The 19457-nt window shown below is 55.9% G+C and carries 15 protein-coding genes and 1 pseudogene; 9 read left to right on the forward strand and 7 right to left on the reverse strand.

Going from position 1 to position 19457, the window contains the following annotated elements; genetic code table 11:
* Positions 1-68: 68 nt before the first annotated feature.
* The gene (locus FEAC_RS11500) at positions 69-818 is read right to left on the reverse strand and encodes an SDR family oxidoreductase (RefSeq protein WP_035390600.1); all 750 of its coding nucleotides are present in this window, start codon (positions 816-818) and stop codon (positions 69-71) included.
* 118 nt (positions 819-936) lie between these two features.
* Here FEAC_RS11500 and FEAC_RS11505 point away from each other — a divergent pair, with 118 nt between their 5' ends.
* Together FEAC_RS11505 and FEAC_RS11510 are read left to right on the forward strand one after the other, a co-directional pair.
* Positions 937-2937, forward strand: a complete 2001-nt coding sequence (locus FEAC_RS11505) for a thioredoxin domain-containing protein (protein WP_160290389.1) — start codon at positions 937-939, stop codon at positions 2935-2937.
* Entirely contained in the window at positions 2934-3545 is a 612-nt protein-coding gene (locus tag FEAC_RS11510) for a hypothetical protein (protein ID WP_035390602.1), read from the forward strand. The genes FEAC_RS11505 and FEAC_RS11510 overlap by 4 nt, the downstream gene beginning before the upstream one ends.
* Before the next feature lie 154 nt (positions 3546-3699).
* Here FEAC_RS11510 and FEAC_RS11515 read toward each other — a convergent pair whose 3' ends face one another.
* Complete coding sequence (locus tag FEAC_RS11515; RefSeq protein ID WP_081901184.1) at positions 3700-5970, reverse strand: glycosyltransferase family 2 protein; 2271 nt, start codon at positions 5968-5970, stop codon at positions 3700-3702.
* A gap of 778 nt (positions 5971-6748) precedes the next feature.
* Here FEAC_RS11515 and FEAC_RS11520 point away from each other — a divergent pair.
* Positions 6749-7336 (forward strand): peroxidase-related enzyme, encoded by a 588-nt coding sequence (locus tag FEAC_RS11520; RefSeq protein ID WP_035390604.1) that lies wholly within the window; start codon positions 6749-6751, stop codon positions 7334-7336.
* 153 nt (positions 7337-7489) lie between these two features.
* On the opposite strand, the gene FEAC_RS11525 is transcribed toward FEAC_RS11520, so the two are convergent.
* Entirely contained in the window at positions 7490-7936 is a 447-nt protein-coding gene (locus tag FEAC_RS11525; protein ID WP_052566299.1) for a DUF1707 SHOCT-like domain-containing protein, read from the reverse strand.
* A gap of 306 nt (positions 7937-8242) precedes the next feature.
* Complete coding sequence (locus tag FEAC_RS11530; RefSeq protein ID WP_035390605.1) at positions 8243-9355, reverse strand: NDMA-dependent alcohol dehydrogenase; 1113 nt, start codon at positions 9353-9355, stop codon at positions 8243-8245.
* A gap of 122 nt (positions 9356-9477) precedes the next feature.
* On the opposite strand from FEAC_RS11530, the gene dnaE reads away from it, so the two are divergent.
* The 3 genes and pseudogenes from dnaE to FEAC_RS11540 all read left to right on the forward strand — a co-directional run.
* Positions 9478-13038 (forward strand): DNA polymerase III subunit alpha, encoded by a 3561-nt coding sequence (gene dnaE / locus FEAC_RS11535; protein ID WP_035390606.1) that lies wholly within the window; start codon positions 9478-9480, stop codon positions 13036-13038.
* 407 nt (positions 13039-13445) lie between these two features.
* Positions 13446-13607: a hypothetical protein gene (locus FEAC_RS15650; RefSeq protein WP_156099297.1), complete on the forward strand. Its 162-nt coding sequence runs from the start codon at positions 13446-13448 to the stop codon at positions 13605-13607.
* Positions 13608-13628: 21 nt separating this feature from the next.
* A pseudogene (locus tag FEAC_RS11540) lies at positions 13629-14141 on the forward strand (Type 1 glutamine amidotransferase-like domain-containing protein); the annotation flags it as partial.
* Positions 14142-14230: 89 nt separating this feature from the next.
* On the opposite strand, the gene FEAC_RS11545 reads toward FEAC_RS11540, so the two are convergent.
* Both FEAC_RS11545 and FEAC_RS11550 read right to left on the reverse strand, forming a co-directional pair.
* Entirely contained in the window at positions 14231-15331 is a 1101-nt protein-coding gene (locus FEAC_RS11545) for a hypothetical protein (protein WP_152623222.1), read from the reverse strand.
* A 46-nt stretch (positions 15332-15377) separates the two neighbouring features.
* Entirely contained in the window at positions 15378-16052 is a 675-nt protein-coding gene (locus FEAC_RS11550) for a hypothetical protein (protein ID WP_035390610.1), read from the reverse strand.
* Positions 16053-16189: 137 nt separating this feature from the next.
* Between FEAC_RS11550 and queF the strand changes: the two genes are divergently transcribed.
* From queF to FEAC_RS16135, 3 genes are all read left to right on the forward strand, one after another.
* On the forward strand, positions 16190-16645 hold the full coding sequence (gene queF, locus FEAC_RS15990; RefSeq protein ID WP_269078276.1) for a preQ(1) synthase: 456 nt from the start codon (positions 16190-16192) through the stop codon (positions 16643-16645).
* Between the two features lie 139 nt (positions 16646-16784).
* The gene (locus FEAC_RS11560; RefSeq protein ID WP_082055650.1) at positions 16785-17876 is read left to right on the forward strand and encodes an ISL3 family transposase; all 1092 of its coding nucleotides are present in this window, start codon (positions 16785-16787) and stop codon (positions 17874-17876) included.
* Complete coding sequence (locus FEAC_RS16135) at positions 17821-18156, forward strand: transposase (protein WP_082055651.1); 336 nt, start codon at positions 17821-17823, stop codon at positions 18154-18156. The genes FEAC_RS11560 and FEAC_RS16135 overlap by 56 nt, the downstream gene beginning before the upstream one ends.
* A gap of 359 nt (positions 18157-18515) precedes the next feature.
* On the opposite strand, the gene FEAC_RS11570 is transcribed toward FEAC_RS16135, so the two are convergent.
* Entirely contained in the window at positions 18516-19376 is an 861-nt protein-coding gene (locus FEAC_RS11570; RefSeq protein WP_160290391.1) for an IS110 family RNA-guided transposase, read from the reverse strand.
* Between the last annotated feature and the right edge of the window lie 81 nt (positions 19377-19457).

Consider the following 19457-nt stretch of genomic DNA (forward strand, 5'->3'; position numbering starts at 1 on the left):
GAATCGTGCTGCCAATTGACAAATTTTTATTGAATCCGTAACAAATTCGCGCTTGAACCAACGTATAGCTAGAACATCCCCATGACTTCGTTACCGCCATCTATGACCACCGTGGTTCCGGTCATCCATTGCGCATCCGAGGACAACAAGAACGAAATGACGCCAGCAACATCGTCTGGCTCCCCGATGCGGCCAAGCGGCAGACGTTGAGAAAGCTGGCCTTCTAACGAGTCAACCAACATGGAGGCAAATTGGGTGCGAATAAGTCCCGGCGCTACCGTGTTCACTCGAATCCGTGGACCTAGCTCCGCTCCAAACTGCCGAGTCATGTGCAAGAGCGCCGCCTTCTGGACGTTGTACCACCCGATCAGGGGCTCAACATGGAGTCCACCAATGGAGGCGACGTTCACCACCGCCCCCTGATGATCACGGTCACCAATACGCTTCGCTAACTCTTGAATCATCATGGTTGGCGCTTTGAGATTGACCTGATAGACGACGTCCATTACCTTGGGCGTTAACTCCACCATCGGACCAGCCCACGGATTCGTGGCAGCATTATTGACCAACAACGTAACGGTGCCGAGCATCTCCTCGGTCATATCGAAGATAGCCGCAGGTGCCCCTTCGTCGCGCAGGTTCGCCGGGCAAGTACCGACTACCGCACCAGGAACTGAATCACTAATCTGTCTGGAAGCTGCGTCGAGTTCATCGGGTTTCCTTGCAACCAGCATCACCTGATGTCCATCTTGAGCGAGCCGCGTAGCGGTAGCGAGCCCAATACCTCGCGATCCTCCTGTGACAATAGCAACACCCATGACAACTCCTTTCGTTAACCTTCCCCAAGATTAGACCACAACCATCGCAGTAAACAGCACGGACGGGCCTCAACACCAGATGACGCGACCCTCCTGGATGCTAGGCTTGCGATCAACGATGAGCGCAATCCCACCCCCACCAACCAACCGGCTCGCCGAGTCATCAAGTCGGTACTTGCGCCAGCATGCAAACGATCCAGTTGCATGGCAACCTTATGGCCAAGCCGCCTTTGATCTTGCGGACTCGCTTGATCGTCCGCTTCTGTTATCGATCGGCTACTCAGCTTGCCACTGGTGTCACGTCATGGCTCACGAAACTTTCAACAAGCCTGAGATTGCGGACTTTCTAAATAACCACTTCATCTGCATCAAGGTCGATCGCGAGGAGCACCCTGATGTAGACGCCCTCTATATGGAGGCACTCATCGCCCAGCAGGGTAATGGCGGATGGCCGATTACTGTCTTCGCCACCGCTACCGGCGTACCGATCTACTGCGCCACCTACCTACCACCGTACACCAGTGCCCACCTGCCGGGTCTCCTCCCCATCGCAGAGAAGATCATCCGTCTCCGCGACGAACAGCCTGAAACTCTGCTCGAGGCTAGCAGGGAGTACGAATCAGCCCTCTCTTCACAGCATGCGCTTCCTCAAACCTCCGATCTCGAACTCGATTCAACGTTGGTACTAGAGCAGATGATCACTGAGCTGTGGGAGCGCTTTGACCCGGAGTTTGGAGGTTTTGGCAACCAGCCCAAGTTTCCACAACCATATGTCCTTGACATTCTATGGCGCTCTCGTAGATTGGCTGATGATCCAGCGCGCGTCGAGAAGATGGTCACCACCACCCTCAAAGCGCTAGCCAATGGGGGTATCCATGATCACATCGACGGTGGCTTCTTCCGTTACTCAACCGATCGCTTCTGGATCACCCCTCACTTCGAGAAGATGCTCTATGACCAGGCTGGATTGCTCTCACTATTTGCTACTGTCGCCGTCGACACCGACGACGAGGATCTACGATGGGTGGCACGACGTATTTTTTCGTTTGCCGTAGCCACGCTAAAGCTTGAAAACGGACTCTATGCATCCTCCACCGACGCCGATGCCGAGGGAGATGAAGGCGGTTACTACCTTCTTGGGGCCAAAGAACTCAAGGAGCTGTTAGCCGACGAATACGATACTTTTGCCCAGTTCTATGGCGTCAGCGCTGGAGGCAACTTCGAGGGTAGGAGCATCCTCCACCGTCCCACTGGAGCTAGCCCACAACCTAACTCTCAGGTTTCCCCTATGTTGCCAAAGGTCTCAAGCTATAGACGCGACCGCACAGAACTCGGGATCGACGACAAGGCAACCTGCGACGGCAATGCAGCTTGGGCGGCTGCCCTCCTCCGAGCGGGACGATTTCTGTCAGATTCTGAGATGCTCAACGAGGGTCTTCAGCTCATCGAGCGAATCCGTGCGATGTTCCGGGAGGGCGATGACCTATTTCACGTGAGTTACCAGCAGACGGCAAACATCGATGGCTTCGCCTCCGACTACGTCAACTACGCCGGCGGGATGCTTGAGGCGTTCACCTCCACCGGCGAGGTTCGCTGGATCGATGAGGCCTCCTGGGCGCTCAAGCGCGCGATTACATTGTTCACCAGTGCCAACGGCCCGGAACTCGCCATCGGTCGCCGAGGTGGTACGCTACCCTTCCAGAGTTTTGACCGCTATGACGGTGCCACTCCATCTACCAACTCACTATTTGCGTGGTTGACCCATAGGGTTGGCTTCATCACCGACGACTCAGAACTCCAGGAGACTGCAAGACAGGTGATCCATGCCTACTTGCCGCTAATCGCACGAGTTCCCGCGTCGTTCTCGATCCTCTGCTGGGTCCATACCGAGCTCGAGCTTGGCACCACCGAGGTTCTAATTCCTGGTCACGGCCATCAACAACTGGTAGATGTAGCGCTCTCAAACACTCGTGGCGATCTAATAGTGGTCCATGGTGATGCCACTCCGCTCTTGACTGGGCTCGAGAGCGGCTCGGCCTACCTGTGTCAGAACCGTGTCTGCCACTTGCCTACCACCGACCCCGCGGCCCTACGCAGCGCACTTGAGAGGATTGAATGAAACCGGTCGCTCGCTACCTTCTCCTTGGCTCGATAGCAGAGAACAGCCTACATCGTGAGCTAATCGTGGCTGATACCGCCAAACGTCGGCTCCTACGACTTCAACTCCCGGTAGACACCGAGATCGAGGCACCCAGCTACATGGATCTTGAGAACGCCGCTCCGACCTCCGATGTTGACCCAGCACGCCCAGAGCAGATCCGCGCCACTACCCTTCGCCGCATCAGCCGACCTCCCAAGTCCAAGCTTGTCGCAGCAGTTCTTGAGGAGCTCTCTCAAACCGAGGAGTTGCCTCCGCTCTTCCTCCCCGGTCCAAGCGTCGCCTACTCACGTTTCGACGCTTCATTTCCATCGGTAGCGAGCCTCGCTCTCCACGATCCAATTCTCGAACCTCAATTGGATGGCAAATTGCTGCTTGGGTTTGTCTGGCATGGGCGCCGCCATCATGTTCCATTCACCAAGGAACTCGCAGGCCACTTTGACGTCAACACCCAAGTGGGCGGGCGCAAATGGAAGCTCGTCAGGGATGGGATCCCTGCATACGCCGTTGCCGCCTACAGCGCCCCATTCGAAGGGTACTGCAAAAAGTGGATCGTCGCACTCTACTAGCAGCTGAGCGCCCTGTAGGGCTAGCGCGCAAACTACCGCGGCTTTACTCCATGTTTGCACCAGCTTTGGAACTCAGTGCCTCACAACCTAAGAGGTCAGCTCTGAAATGAACAACCGCATGATCTCTGCGAGGATTAAGTCAATAGTGGGACCTTCATAACTGCACCATCCGTTCCATAACGCCATCGAATTTTAAACCCGCGAGATATCGTCCGCCGTGCCTCTCCACCCACTGCACTTCAGCCCCACCCGAGCGCCGGTCACCCAGGTCTACCTGATAATGATCACCCAAACTGAGTCGTCGAGGTGAGAGAATGCGGCATCCCCCGAAACTGAGGTCTTCGAGATCCACCTCAAAGGATGGGGCGAGCTCGAACTCTTCCTGGCGCAGGTGTGCAATACCGTGTGTGGCCACTCGCAATTCGGTTCGCAGGGCTGGATTGGCCTTGCGCGCAGCCCCTATGACCGTCCGCGCTGCCGCGCCGGCAATACCTGCGCTCACCTCACGGTCGTGTCGTACCCAGCGAGGCGAGGAGGTGATCTTAGCCACGAGCTTGACGGCCTCGGCAGGGGGCAGCTCATCGAACTCGAAGCCGACCAGCAGGCCGTTGTTGGTTTCGCTAACCCACCGGCTACTTCCAGAGATAAGACCGATCCCGTCGATTGCGATCTCTCCCTTCTGCTCCAACTGGCGAGCTGCCTCAGTGGGACCGAACGCGTTCGACCACGGCAGGGCGAATCGCACGCCGTTGAAGCTGAGATCGAGAACTCTACCCTCCACGGGCGCGCCTTTCCACAGTCGCACTTCGACCGGTAAGTCGACCTCCGTGCGTTCGGTGCTTCGCTTGCGAGGTCGCTCGAGGCAGACCAGGATAGCCATCACCAGACCAACCAGGTTGTAGACGGTCCAGAAGGAGATGATCACCACCGAGCCAAAGTTGAACTCGCCCGGCGACAGCACGAATGCGTTGAGCAGCGCATAAAGCGACAGACCCAGCAGCACGATGTGAGGCGACGCGATCGCCACGCGGAAGTTTAACTTATCGGTTGAAACACCCTTGGGTGTCACCGCAAATACTTTCTTACTGAACCCCAGCCACTCAGTGACGATCGCGACCGCGATAGTCGGCGCCATGGCTATCTCGTACACGTGGGACCAGGTGAAACTGCGACGCCCCTGAGAGGCCACCTTCATGCCCACAAATGACGCCACGAAGTAGGGCAGCCAGATCACAAGAATCGACGATACCCCGGCGTGTAAGATCGGTATGCCACCGATCAGGTATACGAGCGGCGCGAGGATGAACACGATCTTGAGAATGCCGAAATTCCAGTACACAATGCCAGCGGCATAGATCCAGCGCTGCATCCAGGACAGGCCGGGCAAGGTGAGAGGGTTCCACTTGCGCGCTGTTTGGATATTGCCGCGTGCCCACCGGATGCGCTGGGTGAGCAGATCGGATAAGTTCTCCGCAGCAAGGCCAGCGGCGATGATGTCAGGCACGAACAGGGTGCGGTAACCCGCCGCTTGAAGGAGCATCCCCGTCGCCATGTCCTCGGTGATCACGCCAATTGCGAAGCCGCCTATGGCGTCCAGCGCCGTACGTCGGATCACCGCGTTGCTCCCGACGTACATCACTGCATTGAAGCGGCCGTTGCCGGCCTGCAGGGTTCTCATGAAGAGGTCTTGTTCGTTGGGAAGTCCCTTGCCCGAGAACAGGTTGTGCTGGAACAGATCCTGATTGTGGAACGCCTGTGGGGCCTGCACGAACGCAAGATTTTCGTCGACGAAATAGCCTACGGTCTTCTCGAGAAAGTCGACCGTGGGGATCATGTCCGCATCAAGGGTGACCACGAGCTCTCCACCACTGTTAGCGAGGGCGTTGTTAAGGTTGCCCGCCTTTGCGTGCTGGTGTTCGTCGCGTTCCAGGTACTCGGCGCCATAGCGCTTGGCCAACTTTCTAACCGCTGGTCGACTTCCATCGTCGCAGAGGTACACGGTGAAGTCACCTGGATAACGGATACTCATCGCCCCGGCGAGAGTGGGCTCGAGTACCCCGATCGACTCGCTAAAGGTCGCTATGTAGATATCAACTGATGGGATGCTAGCGAGTGCCGACAACGGTACGGGTACGTGTTCCACCTGTCGCCACCCCCTCACGGTGGACGCCACCATTTGCACTATCGCCGCGAGTTCTGCCGCCACAAGCAGGACCCCAGCGACGAGGGATATCCAGTTGCCGGAAGGGATCGTGAACAATACGCGCCAGGTAATGTAAATGAGCGAGGATCCGAGTGCCACAACAAGGCCCACTCGCTGGGTGGAACCGGGCCGTCGTCGCTCAACAAGCCACGAGATCCCCACGATCGAGAACACGACGATCGAATAGACAGCCGACCAAGGCCAGAACATCGGCTCACTCATGCGCCACCGACCGACATGAGCCACAGCCCTTGTGGCACGGTGATTTGCGAAGTACAGCCAGGATGTCGAGTAGGTCGAGTCTGAGATCTGGCATGTGGACGAGTCGACCCACCGACCTGACTGGGAATGGTTATCCGTCCCTGAGTACCGCCAGTTCGCCTAATGATTAGTCTGAGATCGTTCCCAGCCTCGGAAGACACCCCAAACTTCTCGACCCTCTTGTAGACCGCTCTAAGCAGATGTCGATAAGGACCATGAAGTTTGGATGTAACCACACCTTTTGTCGAACTAACAGGTATCCGCTCGGCAATAATGTTCTCACTCAGGTTTGCGATAGTGGCTCTCCGAAGCTGTAGGCAAGCAATGAGGACTTACCTTTCCCCCACCTGGAGCAACAAGAGCTATGTAGTCTCCCGGAGTTTTAACAGAGCTCAGCAAGCGGGTGTCGAAGCTTTGCAAGTTTGCAAGCTGGTCGAATCGGATGCAGTACACCATGTGTTCTTGAGATGGACGTATTGGAGCGAAAGTTCGGAGTCGATCAAGCTGTGTAAGCATGTCAAGTGTATCGGCAACTCCGGTGTCAACTTGATGTTTGTGCGGTGGTGATCCATCTCTCGTTCGAGAAGGCCGACCAAAATAGATATGAGAGGAAAGCTCATCTTAGGGCTGGTTGCACGCACCAGATCAAGTCATCGCATTACTCGCTGCCTGCGCACCGACACGTCACAACTTCGTGACCGACTAAAGAGAATGCTAAGGTTGCAAGGATGGAGGAGAGATGACAAAGGTACCATTCTGGTTCAACACAACTGAGCAGGCTCCAAATCTCGACGCTGATATCGCCGAACGAATCGAAGCAGTCCGCGAGAGGTCGGGCTTCCTGCCCAACGTGTTCGCTACGCTATCATACTTCCCTGCTGAATTCCGTGCCTTCTTCGCCTACCATGACGCTCTCATGGAGGGAGACGACTCAGGTCTCACGAAGGCAGAGCGCGAGATGATCGTGGTGTCGACCTCAGCTGCCAACGAATGCACCTACTGCGTCGTTGCGCATGGGGCCATCTATCGAATCCGATCCAAGCATCCCTATCGTTCCGATCAGGTGGCGATCGACTTCGAGCGAGCCGAACTCAGCGAACGTGAGAAAGCGATACTGCGATTCGCCCATACCGTATCACTCCACCCACAGACCGTTACCGAGGAGAGCTTTACCCCTCTATATGATCTCGGCTTCTCCGATGAAGATATCTGGCAGATCGGGGCAATCGCCTCCTTCTTTGCCCTCTCCAATCGCTTGGCGGGTTTTGCGCGGATCATGCCGAACCAGGAGTTCTATCTCATGGGCCGAGATCGCCCACTCCCTTAGACGAATCCGCGATACTCGTCTGGGGAAGCTGACTTAACTATCCGAACAATCCTTTGATCTCGGACAAATCTAGGCTCTATGACCTTGTTCCCAACAGTGCTCAGACCTGTAGTTGGCTTTCGAAGCCGTAGCTCAAGCGCCTACAGCGAATCCCTACCAGTCCCGACGATACCTGTCCTGGTAACGATACTGCATCATCATCCGATGACGGCGGCGACGTGGCAAAGCGACCAAAAGGAAGATCAAACCAGCGAGGATAAAAAGTGGACCGACCGCCGGCGCCGCTCCCGCCAGAATAAAAAAGGCAAAGAAGGCTATAAGCACCGACCGCGAACGTGGTCGTCGCAACGGTTGTTGTACCTGCGTCGGTTCAACCGGACGACTCGGGAAGGCATGTTCATACAAAAACGAGTAGTCGTAAGGAAGATCCTCAACCAGAGCCACCAAATCCGCATAGCTAACCGTAGTGTGAACACGCTCGAGACGGTCGGTAAACTCGCTCTGAGTAAGCCTGCCGTCTTCGAAACCCTTCCGAAGCAGCGACTCCACGCGCTCTCGATCACTCGCGGAGTTCCTTATGTGCATTGGATCGATAGCCATAACCCAACTCTAGCGCATTTCACACAAACATGACCGGAAAGCAGCAAAAGCTAACCCGAGCGCTTCTCATGGTTCCACGCAGGTATGACAAGCTAGCCAACATCTAACGGCCACTCACTGGTGGTTTCTTGACGAAGAACAACCTGGCATCTATGCCCCACCACGCATGTCTAGCGCTACCCTGGTCACAGGCCGCCTTAGCTTAAGGCAGTGGGCTCTTGTCGAGAAGACCAATTCTATAACTCAGGTGATGATACCACTCACCTGGTCATCGTGCCGGTAATCGGCTGAGCAACCAGGTCAGGCCTAGGTGTCGTAGACGATCATGCCGCGTACGTTAGCACCGTCACGCATGTCTGCATAACCCTGATTAATCTCATCGAGTGTGTACGTCTTGGTCACTAGCTCGTCGAGTTTGAGGTCACCACGTTGGTACCACGACAACAATCTAGGGATGTCAGCACGTGGGTTCGCAGAGCCGAAGAGCGAGCCGTGCACGCTCTTTTGATACAGGGTGAGATCAAGCAGGGACATAGTTACCTCTGTCTCGTACGCACTCGCCAAACCGGTCACCACGATTCGTCCGTTCTTGCCGACAAGGGCAAGTGCATCGGCCATCATCGATCCCTCGACAACCCCAGGCGTCATGATCACAGCGTTCGCCATGGCTCCCCAAGAGATATCGCTGATCATCTCCTTTGCCTCGGCCATCGAGGCAGCGTCATGGGTCGCACCAAACTCGTAGGCCCTATTCCGCTTCCAAGCGTTAGGGTCAATAACGACGATCATGCCAGCACCAGCAAGGCGCGCCCCTTGCACTGCGTTCATACCGATACCACCGACACCCACAACAGCCACAATGTCGCCTGGTTTTACCTCGCCGGTAGTGATCGCTGAGCCTACTCCGGTCGTAACTCCGCATCCAACAAGAGCGGCGTAGCGCAACGGAATATCCTCATTGATCTTCACTACAGAAGACTCATGAGCCACTACGTAGGGGGCGAAGGTGCCCAACAGACAAAAGGTCCCTACTCCTTGACCACGAGCAGTGATACGCTGTCCGCCAGCAAGTTCAGACCCGGAGACGAGATGAGCACCAAGGACGCAGAGGTTCTGGTGTCCACTCGAACACATGTCACAGACTCCACAGGCTGGTATGAAGGAGAGGACCACATGGTCGCCCTCGGCGACTGAGGTCACACCCTCTCCCACCGCCTCTACTATGCCGGATCCCTCGTGGCCACCAACCATAGGCAATGGAGCTGGAAGATCGCCAGTTACCAGGTGCTCATCGGAGTGACAAAGACCCGAGGCGACCAGCTTGACTCGCACCTCATAGGCGAGCGGGTCCGCAAGCTCCACCTCCTCGACGCTCCAGTCAGACTTTGGCTCCCATAACACTGCCGCGGGCATCTTCATGTGAATTCCCCCTTCTCACCTGGCCCCAATCCTAGCAAAAAGGAGGCCGTCTGTGTGGTCGCAAAAAGAATCCGCTCACGCCGACGAAGCCACCCCACGGTGCTCACTAATCTGGAGGACAGATGCAATCTTTTGTCCACCTTCACACCCATACTGAGTACTCGATGCTCGATGGGGCCGCCAGAATCAATGACCTCCTCAACAAGGCTCAGGAGGACCACCAACCAGCTATGGCGATCACCGACCATGGGAACATGTATGGTGTCCTCGACTTCTACAAGGGCGCAAGGGCTCGCGGCATCAACCCGATCGTCGGAATCGAAGCCTATATGGCCGCCCAATCCCGCCGGGATCGCCCGGCGCGTCGTGGACGTATCGATGACACAGGTGGCGACGGAGAGGGTGGCGAGAAGATGTATTACCACCTCATCCTCATGGCCGAGAACAACGTCGGCTACAACAACCTGATCCAACTCTCCTCGCGCGCCTTCCTCGAAGGCTACTACTACAAGCCTCGCGTCGACTGGGAACTGTTGGAGGAGCACCACGAGGGCCTGATAGCCACCACAGGTTGCCTTGGTGGTCTCGTGCTACAACAGCTACTCCGTGGTGACTCCGATCAAGCAACCGCCATAGCCGGCAGGCTCCAAGATATATTTGGCAAGGAGAGCCTCTTTGTCGAACTTCAAGACCATGGGCTCGCCGAGCAGAAGCGCACAAACCCGCTCCTCGTCGACCTCGCAAAGAGGATCGGTGCCCCCTTGGTGGCCACCAACGACTCTCATTACGTCAATCGAGAAGATCACATGGCTCACGACGCGCTACTATGCATCCAAACCGGCGCCACCCTCAACGACACCAATCGCTTCAAGTTCGACGGATCAGAGCATTACGTAAAGACCGCCGCCGAGATGCGCGAACTCTTTCGCGACTTTCCCCAAGCCTGCGACAATACGCTAGCTATCGGCGAGCGGTGCAACGTCACCATTGAGTTCGGTGCCCCACAGTTACCCGAGATCCCGATCCCCGAAGAGTTCCAAGCGAGCGACTACAACGAGTCAGCGACTATCTATCTACGTCATCTCACCGAGGCAGGTGCGGCCGAACGTTACGGGCCACAGCTCGACGAACGCACCCGCTCACGAATCGACTATGAACTCACCGTCATCGCTGAGATGGGTTTCTCCGGCTACTTCCTAGTGGTGTGGGACCTCATACGACACGCTGTCGAGGCTAAGATTCGAGTCGGCCCAGGCCGAGGATCTGCCGCTGGGTCGGTTGTCGCCTTCTGTCTTAGGATCGTCGACCTCGACCCGATACGTTACGATCTGCTCTTCGAACGTTTTTTGAATCCTGGCCGAACGCAGATGCCCGATATCGACATGGACTTCGATGAGCGTTATCGCTCCGAGATGATTCGCTACGCGGGTCGCCGTTATGGGGCCGACCACGTTGCTCAGATTGTCACCTTCTCCACCATAAAGGCACGAGCGGCCGTCAGGGATGCGGCACGTGTCCTTGGCCTCCCATACGCCGTTGGTGATCGCATCGCCAAGGTCATGCCGCCGCTAGTTATGGGTCGCGACACCCCGCTAGCGGCTTGCCTAGAGCTAAAGCCTGGTTACGAGGACGGCTACCAAGCAGCCGCCGAGCTGAGGGAGATGGTCGAGACCGACCCCGAGGTTCGTACAGTCGTAGACGTCGCAACCGGCCTCGAAGGGCTGCGACGCCAAGATGGCATCCACGCTGCGGCGGTAGTCATTACCAACGAGCCGTTAACGAAGTACCTACCCATTCAACGCAAACCCGATCCCGGCCAAGATCCTACGCTCGCACCGATGGTGACTCAGTACGAGATGCACGGGGTCGAGGAGCTCGGACTTCTCAAGATGGATTTCCTAGGGCTTCGGACCCTCTCGGTGCTCGACCGCGCCATTGAGTTAATCAAAGAATCTCGTGGGATCGAGCTCACTCTAGAGGGTATCCCCTTGGATGACGAGCCAACGTACGCGATGCTCCGCGAGGCTGACACCATTGGGGTCTTCCAACTAGAAGGTACCCCAATGCGAGCCTTAGTTCGCTCGCTGGCACCCACCCGCTTCGATGATATCGCAGCCCTTACCGCCCTCTATCGACCGGGCCCAATGGCCGCTAACATGCACAACGACTATGCCGATCGCAAAAACGGTCGTAAACAGATCACCTACCTCCACCCGGATCTCGAAGAACTCCTCTCCGACACCTATGGTCTCATGATCTATCAGGAGTCGGTCATGCGGGTCGCACAAAAATTTGCCGGCTATAGCTTGGCCGAAGCTGACAACCTTCGCAAAGCCTGTGGAAAGAAGATTCGCGAACTCATCGCCGCTGAGCGCGAGAAGTTTGTCAAGGGGTGTATCGACACCGGCTATGGAGAGCAGATTGGTACAGAACTGTTCAACATCATCGAACCATTCGCCGACTATGCGTTCAACAAATCGCACTCTTATGGCTACGGCCTTATTGCATATCAGACCGCCTACCTAAAGGCCAACTACCCTACCCAGTACCTGGCGGCCTTGTTGACCTCCGTGAAGGATGACAAGGACAAGACTGCACTCTATCTCGCGGAGGCGAGTGCACATCAGATCTCAGTTCTCGTGCCAGACATAAATCACTCGATGGCCGATTTTGTGGTTGTAAAGGAGGGGGATGTAGAACAGATCCTCTTTGGGCTCGCAGCAATCCGCAACGTCGGTGAGGGCTTAGTCGGCATGATCGTCGCCGAGCGTGAGGCCAATGGTCCGTTCCAGGATTTTGGCGACTTCTGTCTTAGAGTAGATCCGGTCGTGCTCAACAAGCGCACCATCGAATCACTCATCAAAGGTGGTGCCTTTGACAGCCTTGGTTACTCCCGAAAGGGGCTAGCCGAGATCCATGAGGGTGTGATCGACCAGGCTCTTGACAAGCGCCGGGAACGCGACCGTGGTGTCTTCTCTCTCTTTGAAGACCCGGTCGATGTTGCCGCAGGAGTAGTCACACTTGAGATAAACCCCTCCGCCGAAGAGTGGGCCAAGGATGTCCTCCTGAAGGCCGAACGCGAGATGCTCGGCCTCTACGTTAGTTCACATCCACTTGCTGGCCTCGATGCCCAACTTGCCAAGATCGCCGCACTCAAGGTAGCGGAGGCACTGGAACTCGCCGATAGTGGTGTTAACCAAGCAGTAACTGTGGTCGGGGTGGCGACGACGCTCACCAAACGGCACACCAAGAAGGGTGAACTCATGGGGAGTATCACCCTCGAGGATCTCCGCGGAGCGATCGAGGTGATGGTCTTCCCAAAGACGATGGCCGAGTTCGGTCAACTCCTTGTCCAAGATACGGTCCTAAAGATCCAAGGACGCCTCGACACTCGCGAGGAACGGCCGAAACTTGTAGCGATGTCGATCGAGGTAGTGGAGCTTGCCCAACCTGAGTTTGTCGACGGAGCCGAGGTGGCGACGCTGACCATGCCCGCTGAGCTCGCAAGCCGCAGCGAACTCGAGCGCCTCCGACAGGTCCTTGAGTCGCACGAAGGCGAACACCCGGTAGTCCTCAAGATTGGCTCTATGCGTTTCTTGGTCGATGGAATCTCGATCCCAATAGACAACAACCTGATCGGGCATTTACGAAGCAGCTTTGGTGACCGAGTGGCGTTCGCCTGAGAATATCACTCGGCTACGGCTGGTTGCTTAGCTAGCTTGGCCAGCCTGACTGCTTGCTGCTTGATTGTTTCGAGCTTGACTGCCTAGTGCTTCGCAACGTGAAAGCGCTCAGCCAGCTTCACAATCACCGCCTGTTTAGCCCTCGGCCGAATTAGAAAATGAACACAAGCGCATTAAAACTACTCACGATATCTTCACGAACTAAGCGAATCCAGCATCTAAGAGACTGAAGCAGTCAAGCTCAATCCACTTACATCTTGTTCGTGGCTCTATCGGCAGAGATTGACCGACGGTTCAGTGGACCTTCCGGACACCAACAAGGACCACCGTCCTCGAGAGATCAGGCGCAAAGCTGCAGACTGCACAAGTGGGCATAACTCTACACTTGCGCCTAGGCTCGGTTAGCAATGGCTGGATTACTAGCGTTGGTAGGTTCAGGTGAATATCTCCCGGAGATGAGCGAGATCGAACGGCGTCTCCTAAACGGCGGTACCCGCTATGTTCAGATTCCTACTGCTGCCGCCCTAGAAGGCACAGATCGTCTCAACTATTGGATCGAACTAGGTTGACAGGCAGCCGAACGCCTCGGAGCAAATCAGATCTCTATCGTCCCCACGACACGAGAGGAGGCAAACGATCCTGCGCTCGCCAAACAACTCAAAGGCGCCGACCTCATCTACCTATCGGGAGGCAACCCGACCTTCCTCGCAGATACCTTGCGCAACACCATCCTCTGGCACGCTATCGTCGATGCCTTCGAGGAGGGTGCGTCCGTCGCCGGCTGCAGCGCTGGAGCGATGGTGATGGGAGGATGGATACCGAGTTTAAGGCATCGAGAAGCTAGTGGACATCGCGGCCTTGGGCTTCTTCCTGGCCTCAGCGTGATTCCTCACTTCGATCGGTTCATCCCTCGCATGGGCGCCAGCCTCGCGCAGCTTGCGCTCCGGCCACCGGCTGGAATTGAAGTAATCGGCATCGACGAGCTAACCGCTCTGGTCGGCTCGAAGACAACACTAACCGTCTTGGGCAAAGGTAACGTTTTTCGCCTTGACGACAAGCCAGCAAGCAGACATACCGAGGGTGCAGTCATCAAGCTGTCATGAAACCGTTGAGAGCTAGGATTTGTGCGCCACTAACCCGGCCGCTCCGCCACCAACTTGAGCATGACCGCGAAACGGTTGGCTAGCATACGCTACTCGTCGGCCAAAAAGGCGGCCATCCGCAAAAGGCGCGCATCATCGAATCTTGCGCCTAGTAATGCAATCCTAGCACCGGCAAGTACCACCATCGGAAGGTTGGCGAGTTCTGCAAGCAGCCATAAACCTATAGACATCTTTTCTGGCGACAATGAGTCATCGACTAGGTCGAACGCAAGAAGGTCTACAGATCCGACAAGTCGATCAACCCTAGCGATCAAAGCTTGTGTCTCATCGGCGGTTACCAACTCACCGGCTTGGCTTTGCGCACCTATGGAAAGCATCCGGCTAGCCTGCTCCAAAAAGGGGCGATCGAAATCGACAACCTCGGACTCAATCCCCATAGCAGTCAAGATCGAAAGCGTCCCTCCCTGGTGGTCTATTGGCGCCACATGATGGTCATCGTCTCCGCCAAACTCGTGAAGCACTACGACCTTCGACGGTGCCAGCGGACTGGCTGCAAAACTCGCGAGGCTCTTCGGGTTGGAGTGTGGTAGAAAACGGGGGTCACCTAAGACTCCAACCGCACGCAACCGATCGAGTAGATACGCCTGTTCACGCAGTGTCGAAGCGGCGAAAGAGACTACAGCCGTACTGTTATAGGCGAGCGCCGGAGCCAACCCCAAAGTGGGACGGTAGCCATCAAGACCACGCAAACCACGAAGAAGGGTGGAACCATGATGGTCCAGGGTAACTGACGCTGTGACCGCACTATGTTGAAGCGCCTCTACCATAGCGTCGCTGTAGGGCTCGCCCTTAACAGCTTCATTCACGCTGAGCCGCGATCGATTCAGCACCAATCCCCAAGCGTCTACCTGCGAAGGACGAACATGCCCAAGCAACAGCGCACCATCGCGGTATAAACCGTCGAGCACCGGAGCCGACCGACCAGGCCTACTATCTATACCCTCGCACACGGCCATGAACCGCTCATCGGCCAATATGGGTAGCCCAGCGAGTGCCGGCAACCAAGTGTGTGGAGGATGTAGGCGGTCAAAATCTCTAGCCTCGCAGAGCACCTCATCGAATCTCTCGCCAACCAGCCAACCAGGATCCATCCGTTCGATCGAAACCTCAACGGCCTCGACAGAACTCAACTCGCCGCTATGGCGAGCCTGGAGGAGTTCAAAGAGCGGTGCTGGCTTAGACAGGAACTGGAACGGAGCCGTCAGCGAGCTGTTCAGCCATGACCCAACCAAAGACGATCAGCGCCTGTCCATCTTCAGGAGCACAGCACTCGAAGACCTCTTGGTAGGGAGTCTCTATTGGATCCTGAAGCCGATAGGCGACATAACCATACTGCTCGCCATCGCTCACTGCAAGCGAACTGCGGTCGTCGAGACCATGGTCGAGACCAAAGCGCTTGGCAAGACGGCGAGACCACGCTCGCTCCTCACCCGTTGGACGATGACCAGGGCGAGGCACTACGTCAGCGAGCCCATTGAAAATCTCGTATCCATTTGGCGAGATCAGCTTGACACCGACCAAGACATCCTCGTCAGGGAAGGCAAGCAGGGCCCGTGAATAAGCCTCGTGCAAGAGCGCAGCGAGTAACTCGCGCTCTCGGTCCTTTGGTTGTGTGACGATCAAGTTGATCAGAATGCAAGGGGTACCCCCAATACGCTCGAGTGTGAACATCATTCCCCCTAAGAGTGAGTCCCCCTCTCGTGCAAGTGACGACAGCACCCACTCCTCTCGTTGCTTCGAGAGGAAACCAGCACTGAAGGCTGCGCCCTGCAGATCACTGACGGCAGCGAACTCTTCGAGTTCGGCATCGTCGAGTGCGTCACAATCCTTTGTAGTCAGTTCGATTGCCATCAAACACGCTCCCTTTGGATCGGCTGAACAACCAGTCTAGTCGGCCGAGCCCATGAGCTGCCCCCAGGATGCCAACCACCCGTGTCTCGCCTACACTCAATATCAGAACGACGGCAAACAAAGGATGTAGAACCACTGTGACCGATGGCCTCACCCAGCTAGGATCATCGACTTCGTACCGCTACGAAGACCCCAACCCAGCGATGTTGGAGGCCTTTCCCAACCCGAGTCCTGGAACTGACTTTGTGATTCGATTGCTTGCCAATGAGTTCACTAGCCTGTGCCCGATCACCGGCCAACCCGACTATGGTTCACTCGTCATCGACTACATCCCAGATGAGCTCTGCGTTGAGAGCAAAAGTCTCAAGCTTTATCTAGTGAGCTATCGCAATCATGGCTCCTTTCATGAGTCATGTGTCAACACCATCGCCGACGATCTCTTCGCCCTCCTATCGCCTAAATTCCTACGCGTCTTTGGCGATTTCAATCCCCGAGGAGGCATCGCCATAAAGCCGATGGTTGAACGCATCGGTCCCACAACGAAACGGAGTGATGCGCTCGAACTCATCGCAAGTTACCTTCAAGTTGCATAGTCCCACTTGCAACATGAAACTCTCGACGAGCTCTATGCGTCTCCGGCATTGACGGGACTTCGGATTTAAGTGGGGAAATTAGTCGGGTATAGCCACGCACTAGGGGTGAGTTTGGGAGGGTCACAGGGGCTCTGCCAGAATGGGATTAGTAACAACTCATCACTGGAGGACCCCTGTGGAACAAAATCCTATCCGAATTGCCGAGATCTTGCTCGGTCTAAAGGATGTCAATTTGATTGGTGTCGAGGATCTGGGTAACGAAGATTCAAAGACACCCCTTCGGGTCCATATCGAGTGTCTGGGTGAGCGGCCAAAATGCCCAGTCTGCAATGGGATGAGCTACTCCAAAGGAAGCTCACTAGTAGAGCTGATTGATCTACAAAGCTTTGGCCGTCCCGTAAGGCTCATCTGGCACAAACGCAGGTGGGTGTGTAAGGATGAGACCTGTATCGCCCCGTCATGGAGTGACGTGGACACTAGGATCGCAGCTCCAAGGCTAAAGCTCACCGATAGGGCAGCTAGATTCGCAACCCGAGTGGTTGGTAGAGACGGGCGATCGGTGTCATCGGTAGCCAGAGAGCTTGATTGTGACTGGCACACAATCAATGATGCTGTGATTGCCTATGGGACTCCCCTCGTTGAGGATCCAAATCGCTTCGGTAAGGTTCGTGCACTTGGATTAGATGAGACCCTGTTCTATCGCGAGGGTCGCTATCGGACCCAGAAGTGGTCTACCTCAATCGTGGACGTTATGAGCGCAACCCTTCTCGATGTAGTTCCTGGTAAAGGAGGTGCGGAGCCAAAGAAGTGGATAGCTAGTCAGCCCAGGGAGTGGCGTGACATGGTCAAGTGGGGAACCCTTGATCTGGCTGGTTCCTATAGAGCGGTATTTAAAGAGGCGTTACCCAACGCTGTCCTGGTCGCCGATCCATTTCATCTGGTCAAGCTCGCCAACACTCGCCTTGATGAGACAAGAAGACGAGTACAACAGAACATCCTTGGTCACAGAGGCAGAGGTGGGGATCCCCTCTATCGCATCCGGCGACTCCTGAATATGGCCAAGGAGAAACTTACCGAGGGTGCAAACGATAAACTTACTCGCTTCCTTGAGGCTGGAGATCCAGATAACGAGGTAGCTACCAGCTGGCGAGCCAAGGAGTCCCTACGAGAGCTCTATGCCTATCGTGACCCAGGAACTCGCCAGAGACCACCTCGATGCTCTCATCAGTGACTTCACCGATAACCAACGACCCCCAGAGGTCCAGCTACTTGGGAGAACCTTGAAAAGCTGGCATGATGAGATCCTGGCCTGGCATAGGTCCTTTGTGACCAATGGACCGACAGAGTCGATGAACAACCTCATTAAGCGGATCAAGCGCATCGCCTTTGGAATGACGAACTTTGCGAACTTTCGCATTCGAGTACTCCTTAGCGCTGGTAAGCCTGACTGGTCACTGCTAGCTACGGTTACCCCGGTGACAACGCATATCTCTAGCGCACTTGGTTCGTAACCGGAACCAACTAACCCAATAAGTAAGACACCAGGGAGAACCCCTTGTCCCCTCTTGCCCGTTCACGGGTTGTGTAGTTTAGAACTCTCCACATGACGGTCCCAATCTGGCCAATCACCTCAGATGCGCTCAACGACTTATCGATTCCTGGTCGATCTTGGTGCCGGATTACCGCTGATTTCCGAAGATCCGCATTGACTCCATTTGGGACCCTAACGAGACGACCGAAACCTTGAGCTACACCTACTGTGTATCGCTCAAGATCTAAAGTGTAATGCCTCCTACCAGGAAAAATAAGGACGACAAGACCTAAGCATCAGACGATGCGAGAGTGGTCTAGGTGTTGTGAGCTGTTAGGGCTAGGCGACCCTTTCGGTTACGGTGACGTCGAACCCGAGAGCCTCGATCCGCTTGGTCAGTCGCTTTACCTGAACAGTTGGATCCTTGTGACTCTCGAAGTAATCAGCCCCCAGATCTTGATAGAGTTCGCCATTGGTGAGGAGATGCCAGACGACGTTGAGCATGGAGTTGGCGACCGCAACCGCTGCCTTGTTGGGGCCTCGTCGCCTGGCGATTCGTGCATACTGGGCAGATGCGTAGGTTCCCTTTGTGCGTGCCGCCGCCCGGGCAGCCTCTATCATCGCACGCCTCAACGACGTAGATCCATGTCTGGTACCTGCTGGCTTTCGCTTGCCGGCTGACTCATAACTAGCAGGTGCTAGTCCAGCCCAGGCACATAGATGTTCAGCAGTTGGGAACCTCGACATATCACCTCCAGTCTCAGCTATGATCACCTGAGCTGTGATGGTAGAGATTCCCGGAATAGATGCGACCAAGGCGACGGCAGGCTCAAAAGGGAGGAGACGCTCGCAGATCTCTTGGGTGAGTGCCCCGATAGCAGAGTCCAGATAGTCGATATGGTCGATGATCTGTTTGGCGACGAAGGCATGGTGGGCTCCGAAGTGTCCATAGAGTGCCTCCTCGAGTTGAGGGATCTTGGCCCGCATCCTGGACTTGGCCATCTGGGCCAGAACTGCGGGATCTCGTTCTCCCGCAATGAGGGCCTCGATGATCTCCCTCGATGAGGCGCTCCATACCGCAGAGGCGACCGAGGTGAGCTTGATGCCAGCATCTTGGAGAACCTTCTCGAGGCGTTGGATCTCCCTCGCCCTGGCATCGACCTGGGTCTTGCGATATCGGGTCAACTCAGCAAAGTTCACGGATCTCAGGTGGAGGCACAAAGCTTGGTCGTACCATGCCATGGGCTGCGACATCTGCGAGCCACTCGGCATCCGAGAGAT

This window comes from Ferrimicrobium acidiphilum DSM 19497 (genome assembly GCF_000949255.1).
GTDB classification, from domain to species: Bacteria; Actinomycetota; Acidimicrobiia; order Acidimicrobiales; family Acidimicrobiaceae; genus Ferrimicrobium; species Ferrimicrobium acidiphilum.

Coding starts and splice junctions, on each gene's coding strand:
- FEAC_RS11500 (WP_035390600.1), bottom strand. CDS start 818: ATGGGTGTTGCTATTGTCACAGGAGGATCGCGAGGTATTGGGCTCGCT.
- FEAC_RS11505 (WP_160290389.1), top strand. CDS start 937: ATGAGCGCAATCCCACCCCCACCAACCAACCGGCTCGCCGAGTCATCA.
- FEAC_RS11510 (WP_035390602.1), top strand. CDS start 2,934: ATGAAACCGGTCGCTCGCTACCTTCTCCTTGGCTCGATAGCAGAGAAC.
- FEAC_RS11515 (WP_081901184.1), bottom strand. CDS start 5,970: ATGAGTGAGCCGATGTTCTGGCCTTGGTCGGCTGTCTATTCGATCGTC.
- FEAC_RS11520 (WP_035390604.1), top strand. CDS start 6,749: ATGACAAAGGTACCATTCTGGTTCAACACAACTGAGCAGGCTCCAAAT.
- FEAC_RS11525 (WP_052566299.1), bottom strand. CDS start 7,936: ATGGCTATCGATCCAATGCACATAAGGAACTCCGCGAGTGATCGAGAG.
- FEAC_RS11530 (WP_035390605.1), bottom strand. CDS start 9,355: ATGAAGATGCCCGCGGCAGTGTTATGGGAGCCAAAGTCTGACTGGAGC.
- dnaE (WP_035390606.1), top strand. CDS start 9,478: ATGCAATCTTTTGTCCACCTTCACACCCATACTGAGTACTCGATGCTC.
- FEAC_RS15650 (WP_156099297.1), top strand. CDS start 13,446: ATGGCTGGATTACTAGCGTTGGTAGGTTCAGGTGAATATCTCCCGGAG.
- FEAC_RS11550 (WP_035390610.1), bottom strand. CDS start 16,052: ATGGCAATCGAACTGACTACAAAGGATTGTGACGCACTCGACGATGCC.
- FEAC_RS11560 (WP_082055650.1), top strand. CDS start 16,785: ATGGGATTAGTAACAACTCATCACTGGAGGACCCCTGTGGAACAAAAT.
- FEAC_RS16135 (WP_082055651.1), top strand. CDS start 17,821: ATGCCTATCGTGACCCAGGAACTCGCCAGAGACCACCTCGATGCTCTC.